Origin of the sequence: Robertmurraya sp. (assembly GCF_036676585.1) — a bacterium.
Classification (GTDB): domain Bacteria; phylum Bacillota; class Bacilli; order Bacillales; family Cytobacillaceae; genus Robertmurraya_A.
Genome location: NZ_JAKFCQ010000021.1, coordinates 1 through 16,908, shown reverse-complemented (window position 1 = coordinate 16,908; position 16,908 = coordinate 1). Strand labels below are relative to the sequence as shown.

Genomic DNA, 16,908 nt, shown 5'->3' with positions numbered 1-16,908 from the left:
CTTTTTCCTGCCTGATAAGAAATCAGTTCTGCATAATCCATTCAATTTTGCATAATTTACTTTTTAGCATGAAAAAACCTGGTTCCAAATAGAACCAGGTTTTTGATCATACTTTATATATTTAGTCCAATCGAAATATATTTTACTTCTAAAAACTCTTCTAGTCCGTGATGACCGCCTTCTCGACCTAAACCACTTTCTTTATATCCTCCAAATGGCGCTTGTGCCGTTGATGGAAGTCCATCATTTAAGCCGATAATTCCGTATTCAAGTTCCTCACTTATTCGGAAGGCACGACTTAAATTTTCAGTAAACACATAAGCCGCTAAGCCGTAAACGGTATTATTGGCTCTCGCAATCACTTCTTCTTCTGTTTGAAAAGTAGCAATTGCGGCTAAAGGGCCAAAAATTTCTTCTTCCACGCACATCATTTGATCATTTACATTTGTAAGAATCGTAGGTGGAAAGAAAAATCCTTCTTCCCCATCTTTCTTATCTCCTTGATACACGATCTTTCCACCTTTATGAATCGCATCGTCAAGAATTTCATTTACTTTATTTACAGCTGGTTGGTCAATTAGCGGTCCAATATCAATTCCTTCTTCCATACCGTTACCGATTTTGAGCTTGCTTAGTTCATTTTTAAAAAGCTCAACAAATGGCTCGAGGATTCTTTCTTGGACGTAGATACGGTTCGTACAAATACATGTTTGTCCGGCATTACGAAACTTCGAGGCTAATAGTCCCTTGGCTGCTTTTTCTAAGTCTGCATCGTCCATAACAATAAAAGGTGCATTTCCGCCTAATTCTAGCGAAATCTTTTTCACCGTATCAGCAGCACCTCTCATAAGTACCTTCCCCACTTCAGTGGAACCCGTAAAGGTAAGCTTACGAACCCGTGAATCCTTTAACCAAGCATCGCCAATTTCTTTTGATTTTCCGGTTACTACGTTAAATACACCAGCTGGAATGCCTGCTTTTTCCGCTAACTCTGCTAGTTTCAGAGCAGTTAGAGGCGTTTGCTGAGCTGGTTTCACCACCACCGTACAGCCAGCAGCAAGAGCGGGGGCTACCTTTCTCGTAATCATGGCAGCTGGAAAATTCCATGGAGTAATTGCTGCAACAACCCCAACCGGTTCTTTTCTAATTAAAATTCGCTTATTTGGATGTGTAGCCGGAATGGTTTCTCCATAGATTCTCTTTCCTTCTTCCGCATACCAAGAGAGAAAACTATTGGCATAATTCACTTCACCGATTGCCTCATGGACGGGCTTTCCTTGCTCCATTGTCATCACTGTACCAATTTCCACTTTATGCTCATCAATGAGGTGGAACCATTTCATGAGCAACTGACTGCGTTCGTCTGCGGTTTTTTTGGACCAAGTTTTAAACGCTTTATGGGCGGCATCTACAGCAGCCTTCGCTTCCAACGTTCCTCCATTCGGAATCATCCCGATCACTTCATTGGTTGCGGGGTTCATAACATTGATGAATGCCTCGCACTCGTCACCGATCCATTGACCATTAATATACATTTTGTATAACTGCTTTTTTTGAAAAGCGATATTCGAACTCATCTGCTTACCCTCTCTTTATATATATTGGGGAGATAAAACAGCTTCTAAGGATTCTTCTAAGATCAACAATCCTTCTTCAAGCTGATCATCTGAAATCGTTAAAGGCATTAATAGTCTTATCACATTGCCAAATATCCCTGCGCTGAGTAACAGTAATCCTCTATTGGTGGCCTCTTGAATAATGCTACCAATTAGTTCTTTATCTGGCTGTTTAGAAGTCTTATCCTTTACAATTTCAAACGCACACATCGCTCCTAACCCACGGATGCCATCCACTTGCTCAAATCGATCGGACCATTGTTGAAACTTGTTCATTACTAATCTACCAATCCGTTCCGCTCTTGCATTCAATTGTTCTTCTTCTATTATATCTAGGACAGCGAGAGCAGCTTGACACCCTAGAGGACTCCCCGCATACGTTCCACCAATTTCTCCTGGCTGGCTTACATTCATAATCTCTTCTCGGCCAATCACTCCACTGATTGGAACACCAGCTGCCATAGACTTTGAGATCGTTAGAAGATCCGGCTCTACCCCAAAATGTTCAATTGCAAAGTAACGGCCCGTACGCCCAAAGCCGGTTTGAATTTCATCTGCAATAAATAATATTCCGTGTTCTTTACAAATAGTATAAACACGCTGAACAAATTCCCGATTTGGAACGATAAAGCCTCCTTCTCCTTGCACTGGCTCCATGACCACTGCCGCAATCGTTTCTGGAGCGACCTCCGCAAGAAGGAATTGCTCAAATTGCTGGATCACGTATTCAGTATACTGTTCTTCATTCATTTCATTTGGCTTCCGATATTCATATGGATATGGAGCTTTATATACCTCAGGAGCAAATGGTCCAAATCCATATTTATATGGCTTCACTTTGCTTGTCATCGTCATCGTCATTAACGTTCGTCCATGAAAACCTCTCGTAAACGACACAATTCCTTGTCTTTTCGTATATTTTCTAGCAATCTTCACTGCATTTTCAACAGCTTCTGCACCACTGTTAAAAAAGGCCGCTTGTTTTGGAAAACTGCCTGGAGCGAGCTTTGTTAATTTTTCCGCCAACTTGATATAAGATTCATACATCATGACATTAAATCCGGTATGAACAAACTGATCCGCTTGATCCTTTATAGCCTGAACAACCTTCGGGTGGGAATGACCAACATTGATCGTTCCTATAGCACCAGCAAAGTCGATAAAAGTATTGCCATCAATATCCTCCACCAAGGCCCCCTCAGCCTTTTGAACAAATGCGGCACAATTATTACTAATCCCTTGTGGAACGACTTTTTTCCTTCTATCTAATAATTCCTTTGATCTTGGTCCAGGGATGGACGTTTTGATTTGAACAAATTGTTTCATGGATCCGACACCTTCCTTAATGGAAAAAGGAGGCTCCCCTCCTTTTTCATGTCTAAATTTTTTAACCTATGTTTTGTAGAACCTCTTTAAAGGTTTGTATAACTGTATTTACTTCGTCGTATTTAATCGTAAGTGGAGGCTCAATTCGAATGGTTTTTGAGTTTACTAGAGTTCCAGCAACAAGAATTCCTCGTTCAAACATTCCTTTCGAGACTTCCCAGCCAATTTCATCACGTTCAAATTCGATTCCGATCATCAAACCTTGGCCTCGAATTTCCATTACAAGATCTTCATGACCTTCGGCAGCTTCTTTTAATCCTTGTAAGAAATATTCTCCTACTTCTGCAGCACGAGCTGGTAAGTTCTCTTCTAACAGAACGTCGATCGTTGCAATGGCAGCCGCGCATGCAAGTGGGTTTCCACCAAATGTAGTTGTATGCATGAACGGATTATCAAACCAGCTTTTAAACACCTTTTCTTTTGCGACGATGGCACCTGCTGGCATCACACCACCACCAAAGGCTTTGGCAAGACAAAGAATATCAGGAACAACTTGATACAAGTCTGATGCGAACATTTTACCTGTACGCCCCATACCCGTTTGTACTTCATCAAAAATAAGTAATGCATCATATTGGTCGCATAGCTCACGAACCTGTTGAAGGTAACCTTCAGGTGGAAGAATGATTCCACCTTCGCCTTGAATCGGCTCTAACAGTACCGCAGCAACGTCTTCTCCAACGAGTGCACAGGTTTCAAATGTTTTTCTCATCATATCAATGTCACCAAACGCTACATGTCGAAAGCCTGGAATCAAAGGTAAGAATGGTTTACGGAACACTCCTTTTGCTGTTCCTGAAAGCGCCCCGAGACTTTTCCCATGGAAAGCACGAGTAGTGGAAATAAAAGTGGTTCTGTCGCTATACATTTTGGCAAGTTTTAATGCAGCCTCCACACTTTCCGTTCCACTATTAGTAAAGAAAGAATATTTTAAATCTCCTGGAGTAATATCTGCTAATATTTTTGCCAACATGGCCCGAAGTGGATCTAATAAATCTTGGCTGTGCAGAGCTTGACGCTTTAACTGATCACTTACAGCCTTCACCACTTTTTCATTCCGATGACCCACATTGTAGATCCCAAATCCACCAAGACAGTCGATATATTCCTTGCCATTCACATCCTTAAAGCATGAATCCTTATCTGACCATTCCACCGCTGCCGATAGTCCACCCTCTGTAACGGTTTTTCGGTAATCAAGGAATCCCGGATTCACATGGTCACGAAAATGCTGAATTGTTTCCTTTGAAATCCAATTGGCCTCCGCCTCTGTGATCTCCTCTTTTTCTATCATTTCTAACACCTGTTTAATGTACTGATGTACGTTCTTTTCCTTTACTTCCTCTTGTTTCCTCTCAATATTGGTACTCATGTGATCTCTCCTATTCACGTTTAATTTGAAAACCAACCAATGGGTTCGACTTGTAAATTGATATTAATCTGCTTCATTTCTTGATAGGTTTCTAGACCATACGTTCCAAGCGCACGCCCGAATCCGCTTTGCTTATACCCACCCCAAGGCGCCTCGTTGTACGTATTATGGAAGGTATTAATCCAAGTAATTCCTGCTCGTATTTGTTTTACAACACGAAGCGCCTTCGCTCCATCTTTTGTAAACACGGCTCCAGCCAGTCCGTAAAGGGTTCCATTGGCTGACGTAATGGCTTCCTTCTCATCTTTGAATTTTTCAATTACAACGACTGGACCAAAGATTTCTTCTTGAACAATTCTCATGTCCAGGTTTGCATCAACAAAGACAGTGGGCTCTACAAAGTACCCGTCCTGTAAACCATCTTTTTCAATCCTCTTGCCCCCACAAACCAACCGAGCTCCTTCGTTCTTTCCAATCTCTATATAAGAGAGAACTCTTTCCAAATGTTCTTTGCTTACTAAAGGACCCATTTCTACCTCTGGATCATTCCCTGGTCCCACCTTGATTTGATTGGCACGTTCAACAAAGCGAGAAACAAATTTCTCATAAATCTCTTCTTCTACTAAAATACGAGAACCTGCTGCACATATTTGCCCTGCCCCTGCGAAGATACCAAACAATGCGTAATCTACCGCTGTTTCAAAGTCAGCATCAGCAAACACAATATTTGGTGATTTTCCTCCAAGCTCCAACGATAATTTCTTAAGACTGTCTGCTGCTACCTTCATAATTTGTTTCCCTGTCTTTGTACCACCTGTAAATGAGACAAGGTCAACGTCTTTGTTCTCTGCTATTTCATTCCCAACCACATCACCAGATCCCATCACCATATTGGCGACGCCTTTTGGCAAACCTACCTCTTCAAAAATTTCAAATAATCTTGTTGGTGTTACTGGAGTCACTTCGGACGGTTTATAAACCACCGAATTTCCTGCGGCAAGTGCAGGCGCTAGTTTCCAAACACTTAATAATAAAGGATAATTCCACGGAACGATTAACCCACAAACCCCGACTGGTTCACGGACGACGATCCCTTGAACCGGATCGGAGACTGGGTATGTCTCACCATTAGGCTTTGTAATTAAGCCCGCATAATAACGGAAGCATGCAGCGGCATCCGCCACATCAAAGCTAGCTTCCCTTAATGGTTTTCCATTGTCTAAAGTTTCTAGTTCCGCTAACTCCTCAGCTCGCTCCTCAATTTTTTCTGCAATTTTAAATAAGTAAGCCGCTCGTTCAGCCGGAGGAGTTTGTGACCAAATCCCGCTTTCAAAGGTGGACTTTGCAATCTGAATGGCTTCTTTTACATCCTCGACTGTTCCTTCGGTTGCTTGTGCAATTACTTCACCAGTTGCCGGATTAAAAATGTCACGTGTTTCTTTATTTTGTGATTCTCTCCATTCGCCATTGATATACATCCTTAATGCATGCATGTTAATCAATCCTCCTTTTTTATAAGTAATGCAAGAACTGTGCCAACACTTAACTCTTTGTTTGCAAGGAACGAATAATAAAAGTTATGCAGTTTTGCATAACCCTAGTTAATTTTGCATAACTTCCTTTTCTACATAAAAAATGGCACAGACATTTGTCTGTACCACTCTATTTAAAAGGAGACTTCCCCATATTTGGCTTGTCTATCATTCATGATTTTTTGATACTTCCTACTAACGGATGACTGGCTTATGCCGAGGGCTTTTGCTGCTTTTGTCGTGGTTTTATATTGTTTCATCGCCAATAGTATTAATTGCTCCTCAATATAGTCTTGTGCTTCCTGAAGCGGCATGACATTCTTGAATACTGGTTTCTCTTTATTAAAATTACTAGTAAAAGATAAAAATTGTTTTACAAAATCAGCATCCAGAGCTGGGTGATCAGCCGACACCGCTAATCGTTCGATCATATTTTGAAGCTCACGAATATTTCCTGGCCATGAATACACTTCAAGTAAATTCAATGCATCTGGTGTAAAATGATAGTTTTTATTGTATTTTTCATTTAATCTTTGAAGAAAATGATACGCCAACAGAGGTATATCTTTTGGACGCTCTCTTAAAGGCGGGACATGAATAGGAATCACATTCAAACGATAATATAAGTCCTCACGAAAGGTTCCTTCTTGAACCATTTTCTCTAGCTTTTTGTTTGTCGCTGCAACAATTTGTACATTGATCGGTATTGGAGTCGTACTTCCAATTGGAACGACTTCTTGTTCCTGCAGAACACGTAACAATTTCACTTGAAGGCTAACTGGCATTTCGCCAATTTCATCTAAAAATAAAATCCCTTTGTCAGCTTTTTGAAAGTAACCCTCTTTCCCATTTTTATCAGCACCAGTAAACGACCCTTTGCTGTACCCAAACAACTCGCTTTCTAATAGATTCTCAGGAATCGCCCCACAGTTAAGCTTTAGAAACGGTTGGTTTGCACGGCTTCCACTTTGATGAATAGCCTGAGCAATCAATTCCTTTCCTACACCTGATTCTCCCGTAATAAGAACCGTAGAGGAAAAATGAGAAATCTTCGTCACATGCTCCATAATTTGTTCCATATTGGGACTACAGTAAATGAGTCGGTTAAAAAAGCGATCTTTATTTTTAATCCTTTCAAGCTCCTGCTTATATTGGTCCGATTGCTTCTTCACTTCACGTAATTCAGATTTTAACTTTGTTGTTTCTGTAATATCCCTTGAAGCAATAATGATTCGGTCAATATGTCCATTTTCATCAAAAATCGGGTTTCCTACCGCTAGAATCCGCTTATTTCTCTTTGTTTCCTGAACAATTGAAACCTTTTTCTTCTGTTCCAATACTAACCGGGTAACAGACGGTGTGAATAGACCTTCACCTTCAAGATCCAAAAGGTTCTTCCCGGTTAGTTCCTTTAACTCCACTCCCCAAAAATCAGAAAGAAACGTTTCACTATATCGAAGCAGCTCTCCTTTATGATTCACTACTAAAATTTCGTCATAAATCGTTGATAGTATGGCATTTAAGTCTTTATTTAAATTCTTGATATGCTCAATTTCCATGGCCATATCCTCAACCATCGGCAAATCTTGAACGATAATAATAATTCCTTCTACTTCATTATGAAAGTCGAAAATCGGACTATAATCCACGAGAACACCCATTGTATCAGTGATCTGAATTTGATTTAATATTGTTTGACCAGATGCAAACACTTGGTGAATATGTTCCCCGTGGAAAATGGAATCAGCTGGCTTTCCGGAAACATCCTCTGAAGTTAGCTTCGTCATTCGTAGGCCTGACTCATTAAAATTAATAATCTTCTTTTCACGGTCAACAACGAATATTCCCATTGGAATTGAGGTTAGTATCACCTTTAGTAAATCGACACTTCCATGCGGCTCTTGCTTGAATAATAACGCAAGCACATCCTCCCGTTTGATATAACCCGATGGCTCCCCTTGATCATCGATTACAAGAGCAAATGGTTCGCCGATAATTTGAAAAAGAACAGGAACAGAAATCGTATTATTTAACTTGGACACGTTGGTCATGGGAACTGCTTTTTCTTGAAAAATGTTTGATAGACTGCTAGTTTCGCTAAGAGGTACATCTTTCATTTGAATATAGGAGAGTATCTCCTCATCCTTTTTAAGAAAAAGAATGGGCTCATTGTGCTGTTTAAGACATGCTGCCCATTGTTCTTCATGTTCATTCAAATCAATGGAGATGATGGGCCTTATCTTCTCTTTTTCTAAAGTAAACAAACGTCCCCCTCCTTCTATCCTTTTCTTTCAATTATATACTGCAAAAATATTAATTTTCAAATTTTCAAACAAGTAAGAAAAAGGAGATGGATCAGCCATCTCCAAACACCTCAGTCACTGCCTGTTGGGATCAAATCATCTTTAATAAAGGCAAGGACCATGCCAGGGATAATACAGTCACCTGTTTTTACTTCTATTGAAATGACTTCTCCACTAAGGCCTACGCTCACTGTTTCCAGATGTCCATTTTCCGTTCGGATCGTAAATAATTTTTCCCATTCATAAATTTTTGAATGTACCTCAATCGCTACTTCTTCTACCTTCCCACTAACAGCACTCACAACAAATTCGTGATTCATGCCTCTCCCTCCTAGATCAATATTGATCAGACACTCTTTTATGATTGAGTACCATCTTAAAAAACGCCTTACAATCCTCGATATCTACATCAACAATTCCTAATCGTTCAGCCCAAAACTCTTCATTTTCAATATCCTCTTGGCACATTAACGCCCACTTCCCCGCTTGCATGGAAACGACCATTGCTTTATCAAAAAACTGATGTGAATAAACAATCGTAAAATCATAGCGGTGCGATCCAATCGATAAACAATAATAATGGATGGGTTGCGTTTCTCTTTCTTCTAATAACACCTCAACCATTTACTCGACCCCTCTCATATTTTGATCCAGCCGCGTAGCTGTGACGTTTCTGCTATAGCCTGTATCCCCACGATATAAGCAGATACTTTTAAGTTTGTGCGATACTTTTTACTCACTTGGAGGATTTGCTCAAAGCTGGTTTCGATTTTTTCTTTTAATTTTTCATCGACCTCTCGCTCCGACCAATAATATCCTTGATTGTTTTGGCACCATTCAAAATAAGAGACAATCACTCCTCCTGAATTCGCTAATATGTCAGGAACCACGAGGATACCCTTTTCCTCAAGTATGTTTATCGCTTCCTTTGTTGTCGGTCCATTCGCTGCTTCAAGTACAATTTGACATTTTACCTTTTCAGCATTCCGTTTCGTAATCTGACCACCAAGTGCTGCCGGAACAAGGACGTCACACTCTTTTTCTAGTAATTCTTGATTCGAGATCGTTTTCTTAAATAGATTCGTTACCACTCCAAAGGAATCGCGACTATCAATTAAATACGGGATGTCTAAGCCCTTCTCATCATAAATGCCTCCAAGTACATCAGAGATCCCGACGATCTTCGCTCCTAACTCATACATGTACAAAGCCAAGTGACTTCCGACATTTCCAAAGCCTTGAATGATAATCTTTAAATCTTTTATGGGAAGCTTCTTCACTTCTAACACCTTTTGAAGTGTATATAGTAAACCTTTTGATGTAGCGGTTTCGCGTCCTTTTGAGCCCCCTAAAGCAACAGGTTTTCCGGTTATAAATCCTGGATTATCAAACTCACGAATGAAGTTGTATTCATCAAGCATCCAAGCCATAATCTGTGAGTTCGTGTACACGTCTGGCGCTGGAATATCCTTCGTTGGTCCGACTATTTGGCTAATTGCTCTCACATAGCCCCGGCTTAACCGTTCTAGTTCTTGCAAACTCATTGTTCGAGGGTCACATACAATTCCCCCTTTTGCCCCTCCATAAGGAAGACCTGTAATCCCACATTTCATACTCATCCAACCAGCTAAGGCCTTCACCTCTTCTGGTGTAACATCTGTATGAAATCGAATGCCACCTTTTGTTGGACCTGTTGCATCATTATGCTGAGCACGAAATCCTCGAAAAATCTTGGTCGTGTGATCATCCATGCGAACAGGGATTTTCACCTCGAGAAAACGCAATGGCTCCTTCAAAAGCTCAAACACTTCATCAGGATATCTTAGAATATCCATCGCTTCTTTTAAAATCGAATGAAACTCTATCAAGGGATTGTCTTGAATCCCTTCCTTTCTTTCGATCGTTTGATTTTTCGACTCCACGATTGAGTCAGCCATGATAACACCTCATTTTTAGAATTTAAAATGAGAGATGCAAGAGCCGTGCCAACTTAGGAAGTGGTGAAAAGAAAGCTTTTTGCTTTGAACGTAAAGGCTCCTTTCCAACTAAACTGCATAGATTATTCAATTCTGCATAATTTCTAACAACAATAAAAAAAATCCCCTTTAAGAGGACGCGGTTGCAAAGCATTATTAACATACACCGATTATGCGTATTTGCATAAAAATGAAATTTTTCCCATCACTTTATAATTATTATAAATAACCGATATAAATGATACACCATGTCTCTTTGTAACAGAGATAGGACTTCACAACAAAGGAGAACCCCATGTTTACTGTACCAAACTCCGTCTTCATTCTAGAAAGTGAGTATAACCTTTCACTTGTCATTTTATCTATATTAATCGCCTGTAGTGCCTCTTATACCGCACTTTCTTTGAATGAAAGAATCCAACAAAATAGCTTCTTTCATCGTTTTATTTGGATTGGATTAGCTTCCGTAGCCATGGGCTTTGGCATTTGGTCCATGCATTTTATTGGGATGGGTGCAATAAATCTTCCTTTTGATATGCAGTACGACCCTTTTGTAACAATCCTTTCTATCTGTCCTGCCTTAATTGCATCGCTTTTAGCCTTTTATATAGCAAATCGCCAGAAAAAGAGCATCTTTGCATTCATTATCTCTGGAGTCATTATGGGATTGGGCATATCAACGATGCATTATATGGGCATGGCCGCAATGAAAATGGAGGTTCATCATGCCTATAAACTTGGAATTTTTACTGGATCCATTGTGATAGCGATGACTGTTTCCTTCGTTGCGCTTTACATTTTCTCATCATTGCAACGTTTGATGGACCGTAGAGTCATCAAAATCGTGACAAGCTTGATCATGGGCTTAGCGATTTCCAGTATGCACTATACCGGGATGGCTTCTGTTGTTTTTTATGTAGATACTAACACAGTGATTCCTACAAACCACTCTCATGAAAATCATACTTGGATTCTAGTGCTTGCGGTTGCTATTGGAACTTCCGTATTGCTCATTCTTTCTAGTTTATCAGGAGCATTGGATCGATACGTTGATTACCGAATGAACTTTTTTGATCCATTAACGAAGCTTCCTAACCGCCGTCAGTTTGAAAGGACCATTCACCAACTATTACACGCTAATACAGTAGCTGTTCTGCATATTCATGATCTAGAAAAATGGAATATTGGATATGGATACAAGTTTGGAGATAGAATTCTTACCGAAGTAAGTCAGTTACTATTGCAGTTACATTCATCTTCTTTAGAGGTGTATAGAGTAGAAGGGAACCGCTTTGCTTTTATTTGTAAGGAAGACTCAAATGAAAAACTAAAAATAACATTAGAGAGAGTTTCCTCTATTTTAAAAGTTCCCTTACAGTTCGATGACCATGCTGTTCTTGTTAATACCGTCAGTGCCATAGCTGTTAAAGAACGCAATGAAACTGCGAGCCAGCTTTATGCTAATGCTGTTGCAGTCCTGCATCACCCGTCTATCGAGTATAATAATCAAATCGTTGAGTATGATCCAAAGATTCATACGTATAATTTTGAACAGCGCCTTTTGTCTGATATTGATATGGCCATGGAGAAGGACCATTTGTATATAGTGTATCAACCAAAAATTAATGCCTCTTCACAGGAAATCTCAGGTGTCGAAGCACTCATCCGTTGGAATCACCCTGTTCATGGCTTTCTCTCACCCGGTCTGTTTATTCCGGCGTTAGAGAAAAGCGGAAAAATGTTTGATGTGACTGATTGGGTCATTGATAAAGTATGTCAACAGCTAGATCAGTGGAATAAAGAAGGTCATCCTGTGTTACACGTAGCTGTTAATATTCCTGGCACCTATATTACATCTGCACGACTGTTAAAAACTCTTAATCATTGTGTGGAAAAGTATGATATTTTGGCAAATAATCTTGAACTAGAAATCACGGAAACAAGCGTTGTAAGTGATATTGAAAACGCGATACGGGCAGTAGGAGACATACGAAAACAAGGGTTTTCTGTAGCTCTAGATGACTTTGGTACAGGTGTTTCCTCCTTGTCGTATTTAAAAAGATTACCCATTTCCACGTTGAAAATTGATAAATCCTTTGTAGACGGTGTCCCAGAGTCTAAGAAAGAATCTGCGATTATTACCGCTATTGTTTCTCTCTGTCATTCGTTGGACATTGAAACCGTAGTTGAAGGGGTAGAAAATGTGAAGCAATTCAACTATTTAACCTCCATGCCGAAGAGTCCAACCATTCAGGGGTTCTATTTTGCAAAACCAATGAAACAAGAGGAACTGATCTCGTGGATGAAGCAGTTCCATTCGCAATGTAATGGAGTTACTTCTTCCTCATAATTTTCTTAAAAAGTACCGCGCTCATGATGCGGTACTTTTTTGTGTCTGCTGTGACATAAAGCATATGGTCATCCCGTATGAAAATGATATGCTAGCGGTGCACAAAAGGAGGGATTTCATTATGAAGCGAATTATAACGCTCAGCACTCGCAAACTAGTAGATACAGTAAAGCACGGTGGTTGTGGTGCTTGTCAAACATCTTGTCAGTCAGCCTGTAAAACTTCTTGTGGAGTGGCTAACCAAAAATGTGAAAACACCTTGAATAGATAGAAATACATATCCCGCCCACTTCATCCAGATGGGCGGCCATTTTTGTAAGGAGATTAACCATACATATGATCCATCAATATAAATTAAACGGGTACAATATTGTCCTAGATACGTACAGCGGCTCAGTACATGTGGTCGATGAGCTTGCCTACGAAATCATCGGTCTTTATGAAATTGCTTCTTCGGATAAAATTGTAACATCGATGCTGGAAAAATACCGTACGAATCCTGAGGTTACGGAGGTAGAAATACGAGAAACTCTTACAGATATTCAGGAACTAATCAATCATGGACAGCTTTTTACTGATGATGAGTATAAAGACCTTTCCATTGATTTGAGAAATCGCAAAACCTATGTTAAGGCGCTTTGTTTCAATGTTGCACATACTTGTAATCTTTCCTGTGATTACTGCTTTGCTAGCCAAGGAAAATATAACGGTGACCGAGCTATAATGAGCTTTGATGTTGGAAAAAGAGCCATTGACTTCTTATTAGAAAACTCTGGGCACCATCGAAACCTCGATATTGACTTTTTTGGTGGAGAACCACTTATGGCATGGAACGTTGTCAAACAAATCGTTTCATATGCACGTAGCAAAGAGAAGGAATACCATAAGAAATTTCGTTTTACTTTTACAACAAACGGGATGCTTTTAAACGAGGAAGTAACCGAATTTTTAAACGAAGAAATGGATAATGTCGTTCTAAGTCTAGATGGCAGAAAAGAGGTACACGATCGACTTCGTAGAACCGTTAATGGAAAAGGCAGCTATGACCATATCGTTCCTAAGTTTCAACAGTTCATTAAAAATCGTGGAGAGAAAGAATATTATGTTCGGGGAACTTACACACATGACAATGTCGACTTTACAAATGACATTTTTCATATCGCAGACCTTGGCTTTGATAAGCTGTCCATGGAACCGGTTATTTGTGACCCACAGGAACCTTATGCCCTAACCGAAGAAGATCTTCCCGAAATCTATAACCAATACGAAATTCTTGCGAAGGAAATGATCGCTAGAAACGAAAAGGGAAAAAAATTCACCTTCTACCATTACATGATGGATTTATCCGAAGGCCCTTGTATTCAAAAAAGAATCTCAGGTTGTGGCTCTGGAACGGAATACTTAGCCGTTACACCATGGGGCGAACTCTTCCCTTGTCACCAATTCGTTGGCGATGAAGAATTTAGCATGGGAAACATCTGGGATGGAATTACAAAGCCAGAAATACAAGCTCAATTTAAAAGGAGCAACTGCTACTCAAAGTCAGAATGCCAGAACTGCTGGGCCAAACTGTATTGTAGCGGTGGTTGCCCGGCTAACTCACTACATGCAACAGGCTCCATTAACGGAACGTTCGAATTCAGCTGCGATATTTTTCGCAAAAGAGTCGAATGCTCGATGATGGTTAAGGTTGCAGAGTCTATTCAAGCGATGGAAATATAGGTACGCAAAACCATCCCTTATCAAATTTCCTAAATGTTCACGTATTTGAAAAGAAATCTGCATCGTTCCTTCATCTTTCTTTTGTAATATAAAGGAGAGAGGATAATTGTGGAATATAAAGAAAGGGTGTTTGTAATGAATTATGATGAAATCAAACACGACATCACTTTGAAAATTGAGGGTTTACAAAAGAGATTAGATGACCCGGATTTAACCCCCTCCGAATCGGAAATGATTCAGAATATGATTGACAACTACCAGTATATTTCAGAGCTTGCGGAAATGAATCATTATCATAGAGGATTACTATAGTATTTTTTTACAAGGGCTCGATTATCTAGTCCTTGTATTTTTTTATAGTAAAAGTAAAAACAGTTTCCACATATTTCTTACATAGTAGGGGCAGTTTATTACCTATTAATAGTGTAAGGAGAACTCAAAGTGAACGAAAAATTATTCAAGTCAATTAATCAATACGCAGGTCGTTTTTCTCTCTTTGATTTTTTAATGATATTTGTATCGAATAAAACTCGTTATGTCTTTGTCTTTGTGTTAATTTTTATGTGGTTTAAAAATGGTCCTTACAGAAAAGCAGGTTATAAAGCGGGGATTTCTGCTGGGATTACGTTACTTATCCATACTTTAATTAAGCTGTTTTATTTCAAACCAAGACCATTTGTGAGACGACGAGTTGGAATACTTATTCCTTCAAAAAGAGATTCCACCTTTCCAAGTAAACATACATTACTTGCTTTTGCTATTTCTACTTCTATTTATCTTTATAACCGTGTAATAGGTTCCATGTTGTGGGTTTTAGCTTTATTAACAGGATTCTCTCGTATTTGGGTAGGACACCATTATCCATATGATATTATAGGGAGTGCCGTTATCGCTACCATGACTAGTGTGATTTTAGATAAGACCACAAAGCGGAATTTTGCACGTTAACTAGCAGCCCTGAAAAAACCTTAAAGAATATCCATCACAAGGATGGATATTCTTAATTAAGGCTTTATTAATTGGTTTTTTCAGGGCCTTTATTAGGGACTAATTCTTCGGCAATTTCGGCTAACCCAGCCAAATTTCCCATTTTACTCATTTTTCCTATATCAAAATTATTCATTATGTTATTAACAGGAGATTGCATTTTTTTATTTCTTCTTAATCGGATGGCTGCTGCACTAACTCCTAAACTTAATAAAGAACCCCATATCCAGCCTCTACCATTCCTTTTCTTCCCGAACAATGCCATTAAAGGATTTCTTCTTATTTGAAAAAAAGACATGATCCACTTATTCATTTTTACCCCCACCTTCATCTGATATATAAACTTCATTTTTCATTTATTAGAATTCTCCCTAATAACGTAAGCATCCTGATAAAATTTTGGTTTAGATTTTCTAGCGTATAAAACTTCTTATTTAAAATAATCCAAAATATACCACGCAAGCAGGTGAATAATGGTTTTAATTTAAGGCAAATTATATGTACTACTTTATTTAAATTTAGACATAGGAGGATGAAGAATGAGTAAAAAATGGTTATACACTACCATTACTGCTTTGTTGTTACTTGTCAATGTAACCGGCTGTACCGCAGATAATGATAATAATCTTGGACCAGATGATGATGTCAATTACAGACCAGTACGCTACAATCAAAACAATGATGATGTTGACCTTGACACCAATCCAAGAGATGTCAGAGATGTAAAACAACCTGGAGAAATGGACACTCCATTTAACATGGATGAAGAAGAACCCGATCCAGATGAAGAACCTTCTGAAGAACGCAGAGGAGATTAAGTTAAAGGCACAATTGTGATTGAAAAAGGGTTGTCCGGAAACTCATCCGACAACCCTTTTTACTTATTGAAAGTTCTTGCTATTTTCTGATCCCCCAGTTCCGTGCATATTCTTATAGTGTTCCTCTAATTGCTGAACAGATAAATCTGGATGCATGTTCATCATATGTTCTTTCATCTGACCAAAATTCATGTTTTTAACGTTCATCATTGATTCCATGTCTCTATGCATCATTTCTTTCATTTCGGAATCGGAGTTTACCATCCTATCCATCATCATGTTTTCGTTTGCAATCCCTTCATTTTCTTGGGCGGAAACGTAATAAATCCCTGTACCTCCTCCGATAAGTAATCCAGCTCCTAACGTAATGGCGATTAAAGTCTTTTTCATCAAGCACCTTCTCCTTTATTAATATTTTTTAATAATACTTCCTCATGCATTTACTATCACTACACCCTTACTATAGAAAATAATCATGGAGAAAGTATGGAGATTTTGAATAATCCTTAATATTAAATCGATAAAATACCAGTTTTGGACTCTTCACCTCAGTAGGGAATAAACATATAATAATAATGAGGTGCTGACTATGTGTGTTTCTAATAATGCATTTGAATTTCAGGCATATAAAATGAGTGAACAAATAATTAAGCATACAATTTACCAACCTGTGAAAGTCGTTTATTTTGGGGAGAAAGAGGCAGATGTAAACGAAATTAGTGCGATCGAGCTAATTACAAAAATCATTCTGCAGGATAATGAAGGGCATGTTTATGAGGTGGAACCGAGCGAAAATGGGATAAGGTTTGCCAAGGGAGAGATCACCTATCAAGAGTATTTACAGCG

Annotated in this window: 17 protein-coding genes; 7 read left to right on the top strand and 10 right to left on the bottom strand. The window is 39.1% G+C overall.

The genetic code is table 11. The features are described 5' to 3' along the window. Positions 1 to 113: 113 nt before the first annotated feature. From ACGLXV_RS01555 to ACGLXV_RS01520, 8 genes are all read right to left on the bottom strand, one after another. The gene (locus ACGLXV_RS01555; protein WP_391557230.1) at positions 114 to 1,577 is read right to left on the bottom strand and encodes an NAD-dependent succinate-semialdehyde dehydrogenase; all 1,464 of its coding nucleotides are present in this window, start codon (positions 1,575 to 1,577) and stop codon (positions 114 to 116) included. A 15-nt stretch (positions 1,578 to 1,592) separates the two neighbouring features. Beyond that, a complete protein-coding gene (gene gabT, locus ACGLXV_RS01550) occupies positions 1,593 to 2,942 on the bottom strand; it encodes a 4-aminobutyrate--2-oxoglutarate transaminase (RefSeq protein WP_391557229.1) in 1,350 nt (449 codons plus the stop codon). Positions 2,943 to 3,003: 61 nt separating this feature from the next. Next, the gene (locus ACGLXV_RS01545) at positions 3,004 to 4,374 is read right to left on the bottom strand and encodes a putrescine aminotransferase (RefSeq protein ID WP_391557228.1); all 1,371 of its coding nucleotides are present in this window, start codon (positions 4,372 to 4,374) and stop codon (positions 3,004 to 3,006) included. A 20-nt stretch (positions 4,375 to 4,394) separates the two neighbouring features. Further along, positions 4,395 to 5,867, bottom strand: a complete 1,473-nt coding sequence (locus ACGLXV_RS01540; protein WP_391557227.1) for an aldehyde dehydrogenase family protein — start codon at positions 5,865 to 5,867, stop codon at positions 4,395 to 4,397. Positions 5,868 to 6,040: 173 nt separating this feature from the next. After that, complete coding sequence (locus ACGLXV_RS01535) at positions 6,041 to 8,170, bottom strand: sigma 54-interacting transcriptional regulator (RefSeq protein ID WP_391557226.1); 2,130 nt, start codon at positions 8,168 to 8,170, stop codon at positions 6,041 to 6,043. 110 nt (positions 8,171 to 8,280) lie between these two features. Next, the gene (locus ACGLXV_RS01530; protein ID WP_391557225.1) at positions 8,281 to 8,529 is read right to left on the bottom strand and encodes a biotin/lipoyl attachment domain-containing protein; all 249 of its coding nucleotides are present in this window, start codon (positions 8,527 to 8,529) and stop codon (positions 8,281 to 8,283) included. Between the two features lie 16 nt (positions 8,530 to 8,545). Next, entirely contained in the window at positions 8,546 to 8,833 is a 288-nt protein-coding gene (locus ACGLXV_RS01525) for an SAV0927 family protein (RefSeq protein WP_119709912.1), read from the bottom strand. Positions 8,834 to 8,847: 14 nt separating this feature from the next. Next, positions 8,848 to 10,146 (bottom strand): Glu/Leu/Phe/Val family dehydrogenase, encoded by a 1,299-nt coding sequence (locus tag ACGLXV_RS01520; RefSeq protein ID WP_391557224.1) that lies wholly within the window; start codon positions 10,144 to 10,146, stop codon positions 8,848 to 8,850. Between the two features lie 334 nt (positions 10,147 to 10,480). On the opposite strand from ACGLXV_RS01520, the gene ACGLXV_RS01515 reads away from it, so the two are divergent. The 5 genes from ACGLXV_RS01515 to ACGLXV_RS01495 all read left to right on the top strand — a co-directional run bounded on the left by ACGLXV_RS01515 (position 10,481) and on the right by ACGLXV_RS01495 (position 15,205). Further along, complete coding sequence (locus tag ACGLXV_RS01515; protein WP_391557223.1) at positions 10,481 to 12,535, top strand: bifunctional diguanylate cyclase/phosphodiesterase; 2,055 nt, start codon at positions 10,481 to 10,483, stop codon at positions 12,533 to 12,535. Between the two features lie 121 nt (positions 12,536 to 12,656). Beyond that, a complete protein-coding gene (gene scfA, locus ACGLXV_RS01510) occupies positions 12,657 to 12,806 on the top strand; it encodes a six-cysteine ranthipeptide SCIFF (RefSeq protein WP_119709914.1) in 150 nt (49 codons plus the stop codon). Between the two features lie 65 nt (positions 12,807 to 12,871). Next, complete coding sequence (gene scfB, locus ACGLXV_RS01505) at positions 12,872 to 14,257, top strand: thioether cross-link-forming SCIFF peptide maturase (protein WP_391557222.1); 1,386 nt, start codon at positions 12,872 to 12,874, stop codon at positions 14,255 to 14,257. 108 nt (positions 14,258 to 14,365) lie between these two features. Next, on the top strand, positions 14,366 to 14,569 hold the full coding sequence (locus ACGLXV_RS01500) for a DUF3896 family protein (protein ID WP_391557221.1): 204 nt from the start codon (positions 14,366 to 14,368) through the stop codon (positions 14,567 to 14,569). A gap of 129 nt (positions 14,570 to 14,698) precedes the next feature. After that, positions 14,699 to 15,205 (top strand): undecaprenyl-diphosphatase, encoded by a 507-nt coding sequence (locus tag ACGLXV_RS01495; protein ID WP_391557220.1) that lies wholly within the window; start codon positions 14,699 to 14,701, stop codon positions 15,203 to 15,205. A 67-nt stretch (positions 15,206 to 15,272) separates the two neighbouring features. Here the strand turns inward: ACGLXV_RS01495 and ACGLXV_RS01490 are convergent, their stop codons facing one another. Next, the gene (locus tag ACGLXV_RS01490) at positions 15,273 to 15,557 is read right to left on the bottom strand and encodes a hypothetical protein (protein WP_391557219.1); all 285 of its coding nucleotides are present in this window, start codon (positions 15,555 to 15,557) and stop codon (positions 15,273 to 15,275) included. Positions 15,558 to 15,783: 226 nt separating this feature from the next. On the opposite strand from ACGLXV_RS01490, the gene ACGLXV_RS01485 reads away from it, so the two are divergent. Continuing rightward, the gene (locus tag ACGLXV_RS01485; RefSeq protein WP_391557218.1) at positions 15,784 to 16,062 is read left to right on the top strand and encodes a hypothetical protein; all 279 of its coding nucleotides are present in this window, start codon (positions 15,784 to 15,786) and stop codon (positions 16,060 to 16,062) included. Positions 16,063 to 16,125: 63 nt separating this feature from the next. Here ACGLXV_RS01485 and ACGLXV_RS01480 read toward each other — a convergent pair whose 3' ends face one another. After that, the gene (locus ACGLXV_RS01480; protein WP_391557217.1) at positions 16,126 to 16,452 is read right to left on the bottom strand and encodes a hypothetical protein; all 327 of its coding nucleotides are present in this window, start codon (positions 16,450 to 16,452) and stop codon (positions 16,126 to 16,128) included. 199 nt (positions 16,453 to 16,651) lie between these two features. Here ACGLXV_RS01480 and ACGLXV_RS01475 point away from each other — a divergent pair. Continuing rightward, positions 16,652 to 16,908: hypothetical protein (locus ACGLXV_RS01475; protein ID WP_391557216.1), on the top strand; the 257-nt coding region annotated here is incomplete at its 3' end.

What these genes read in the sequence shown, in the direction of transcription:
- ACGLXV_RS01555 (WP_391557230.1), bottom strand. Translation starts at nt 1,577, where the DNA reads ATGAGTTCGAATATCGCTTTTCAAAAAAAGCAGTTATACAAAATGTAT.
- gabT (WP_391557229.1), bottom strand. Translation starts at nt 2,942, where the DNA reads ATGAAACAATTTGTTCAAATCAAAACGTCCATCCCTGGACCAAGATCA.
- ACGLXV_RS01545 (WP_391557228.1), bottom strand. Translation starts at nt 4,374, where the DNA reads ATGAGTACCAATATTGAGAGGAAACAAGAGGAAGTAAAGGAAAAGAAC.
- ACGLXV_RS01540 (WP_391557227.1), bottom strand. Translation starts at nt 5,867, where the DNA reads ATGCATGCATTAAGGATGTATATCAATGGCGAATGGAGAGAATCACAA.
- ACGLXV_RS01530 (WP_391557225.1), bottom strand. Translation starts at nt 8,529, where the DNA reads ATGAATCACGAATTTGTTGTGAGTGCTGTTAGTGGGAAGGTAGAAGAA.
- ACGLXV_RS01525 (WP_119709912.1), bottom strand. Translation starts at nt 8,833, where the DNA reads ATGGTTGAGGTGTTATTAGAAGAAAGAGAAACGCAACCCATCCATTAT.
- ACGLXV_RS01520 (WP_391557224.1), bottom strand. Translation starts at nt 10,146, where the DNA reads ATGGCTGACTCAATCGTGGAGTCGAAAAATCAAACGATCGAAAGAAAG.
- ACGLXV_RS01515 (WP_391557223.1), top strand. Translation starts at nt 10,481, where the DNA reads ATGTTTACTGTACCAAACTCCGTCTTCATTCTAGAAAGTGAGTATAAC.
- scfA (WP_119709914.1), top strand. Translation starts at nt 12,657, where the DNA reads ATGAAGCGAATTATAACGCTCAGCACTCGCAAACTAGTAGATACAGTA.
- scfB (WP_391557222.1), top strand. Translation starts at nt 12,872, where the DNA reads ATGATCCATCAATATAAATTAAACGGGTACAATATTGTCCTAGATACG.
- ACGLXV_RS01490 (WP_391557219.1), bottom strand. Translation starts at nt 15,557, where the DNA reads ATGAATAAGTGGATCATGTCTTTTTTTCAAATAAGAAGAAATCCTTTA.
- ACGLXV_RS01485 (WP_391557218.1), top strand. Translation starts at nt 15,784, where the DNA reads ATGAGTAAAAAATGGTTATACACTACCATTACTGCTTTGTTGTTACTT.
- ACGLXV_RS01480 (WP_391557217.1), bottom strand. Translation starts at nt 16,452, where the DNA reads ATGAAAAAGACTTTAATCGCCATTACGTTAGGAGCTGGATTACTTATC.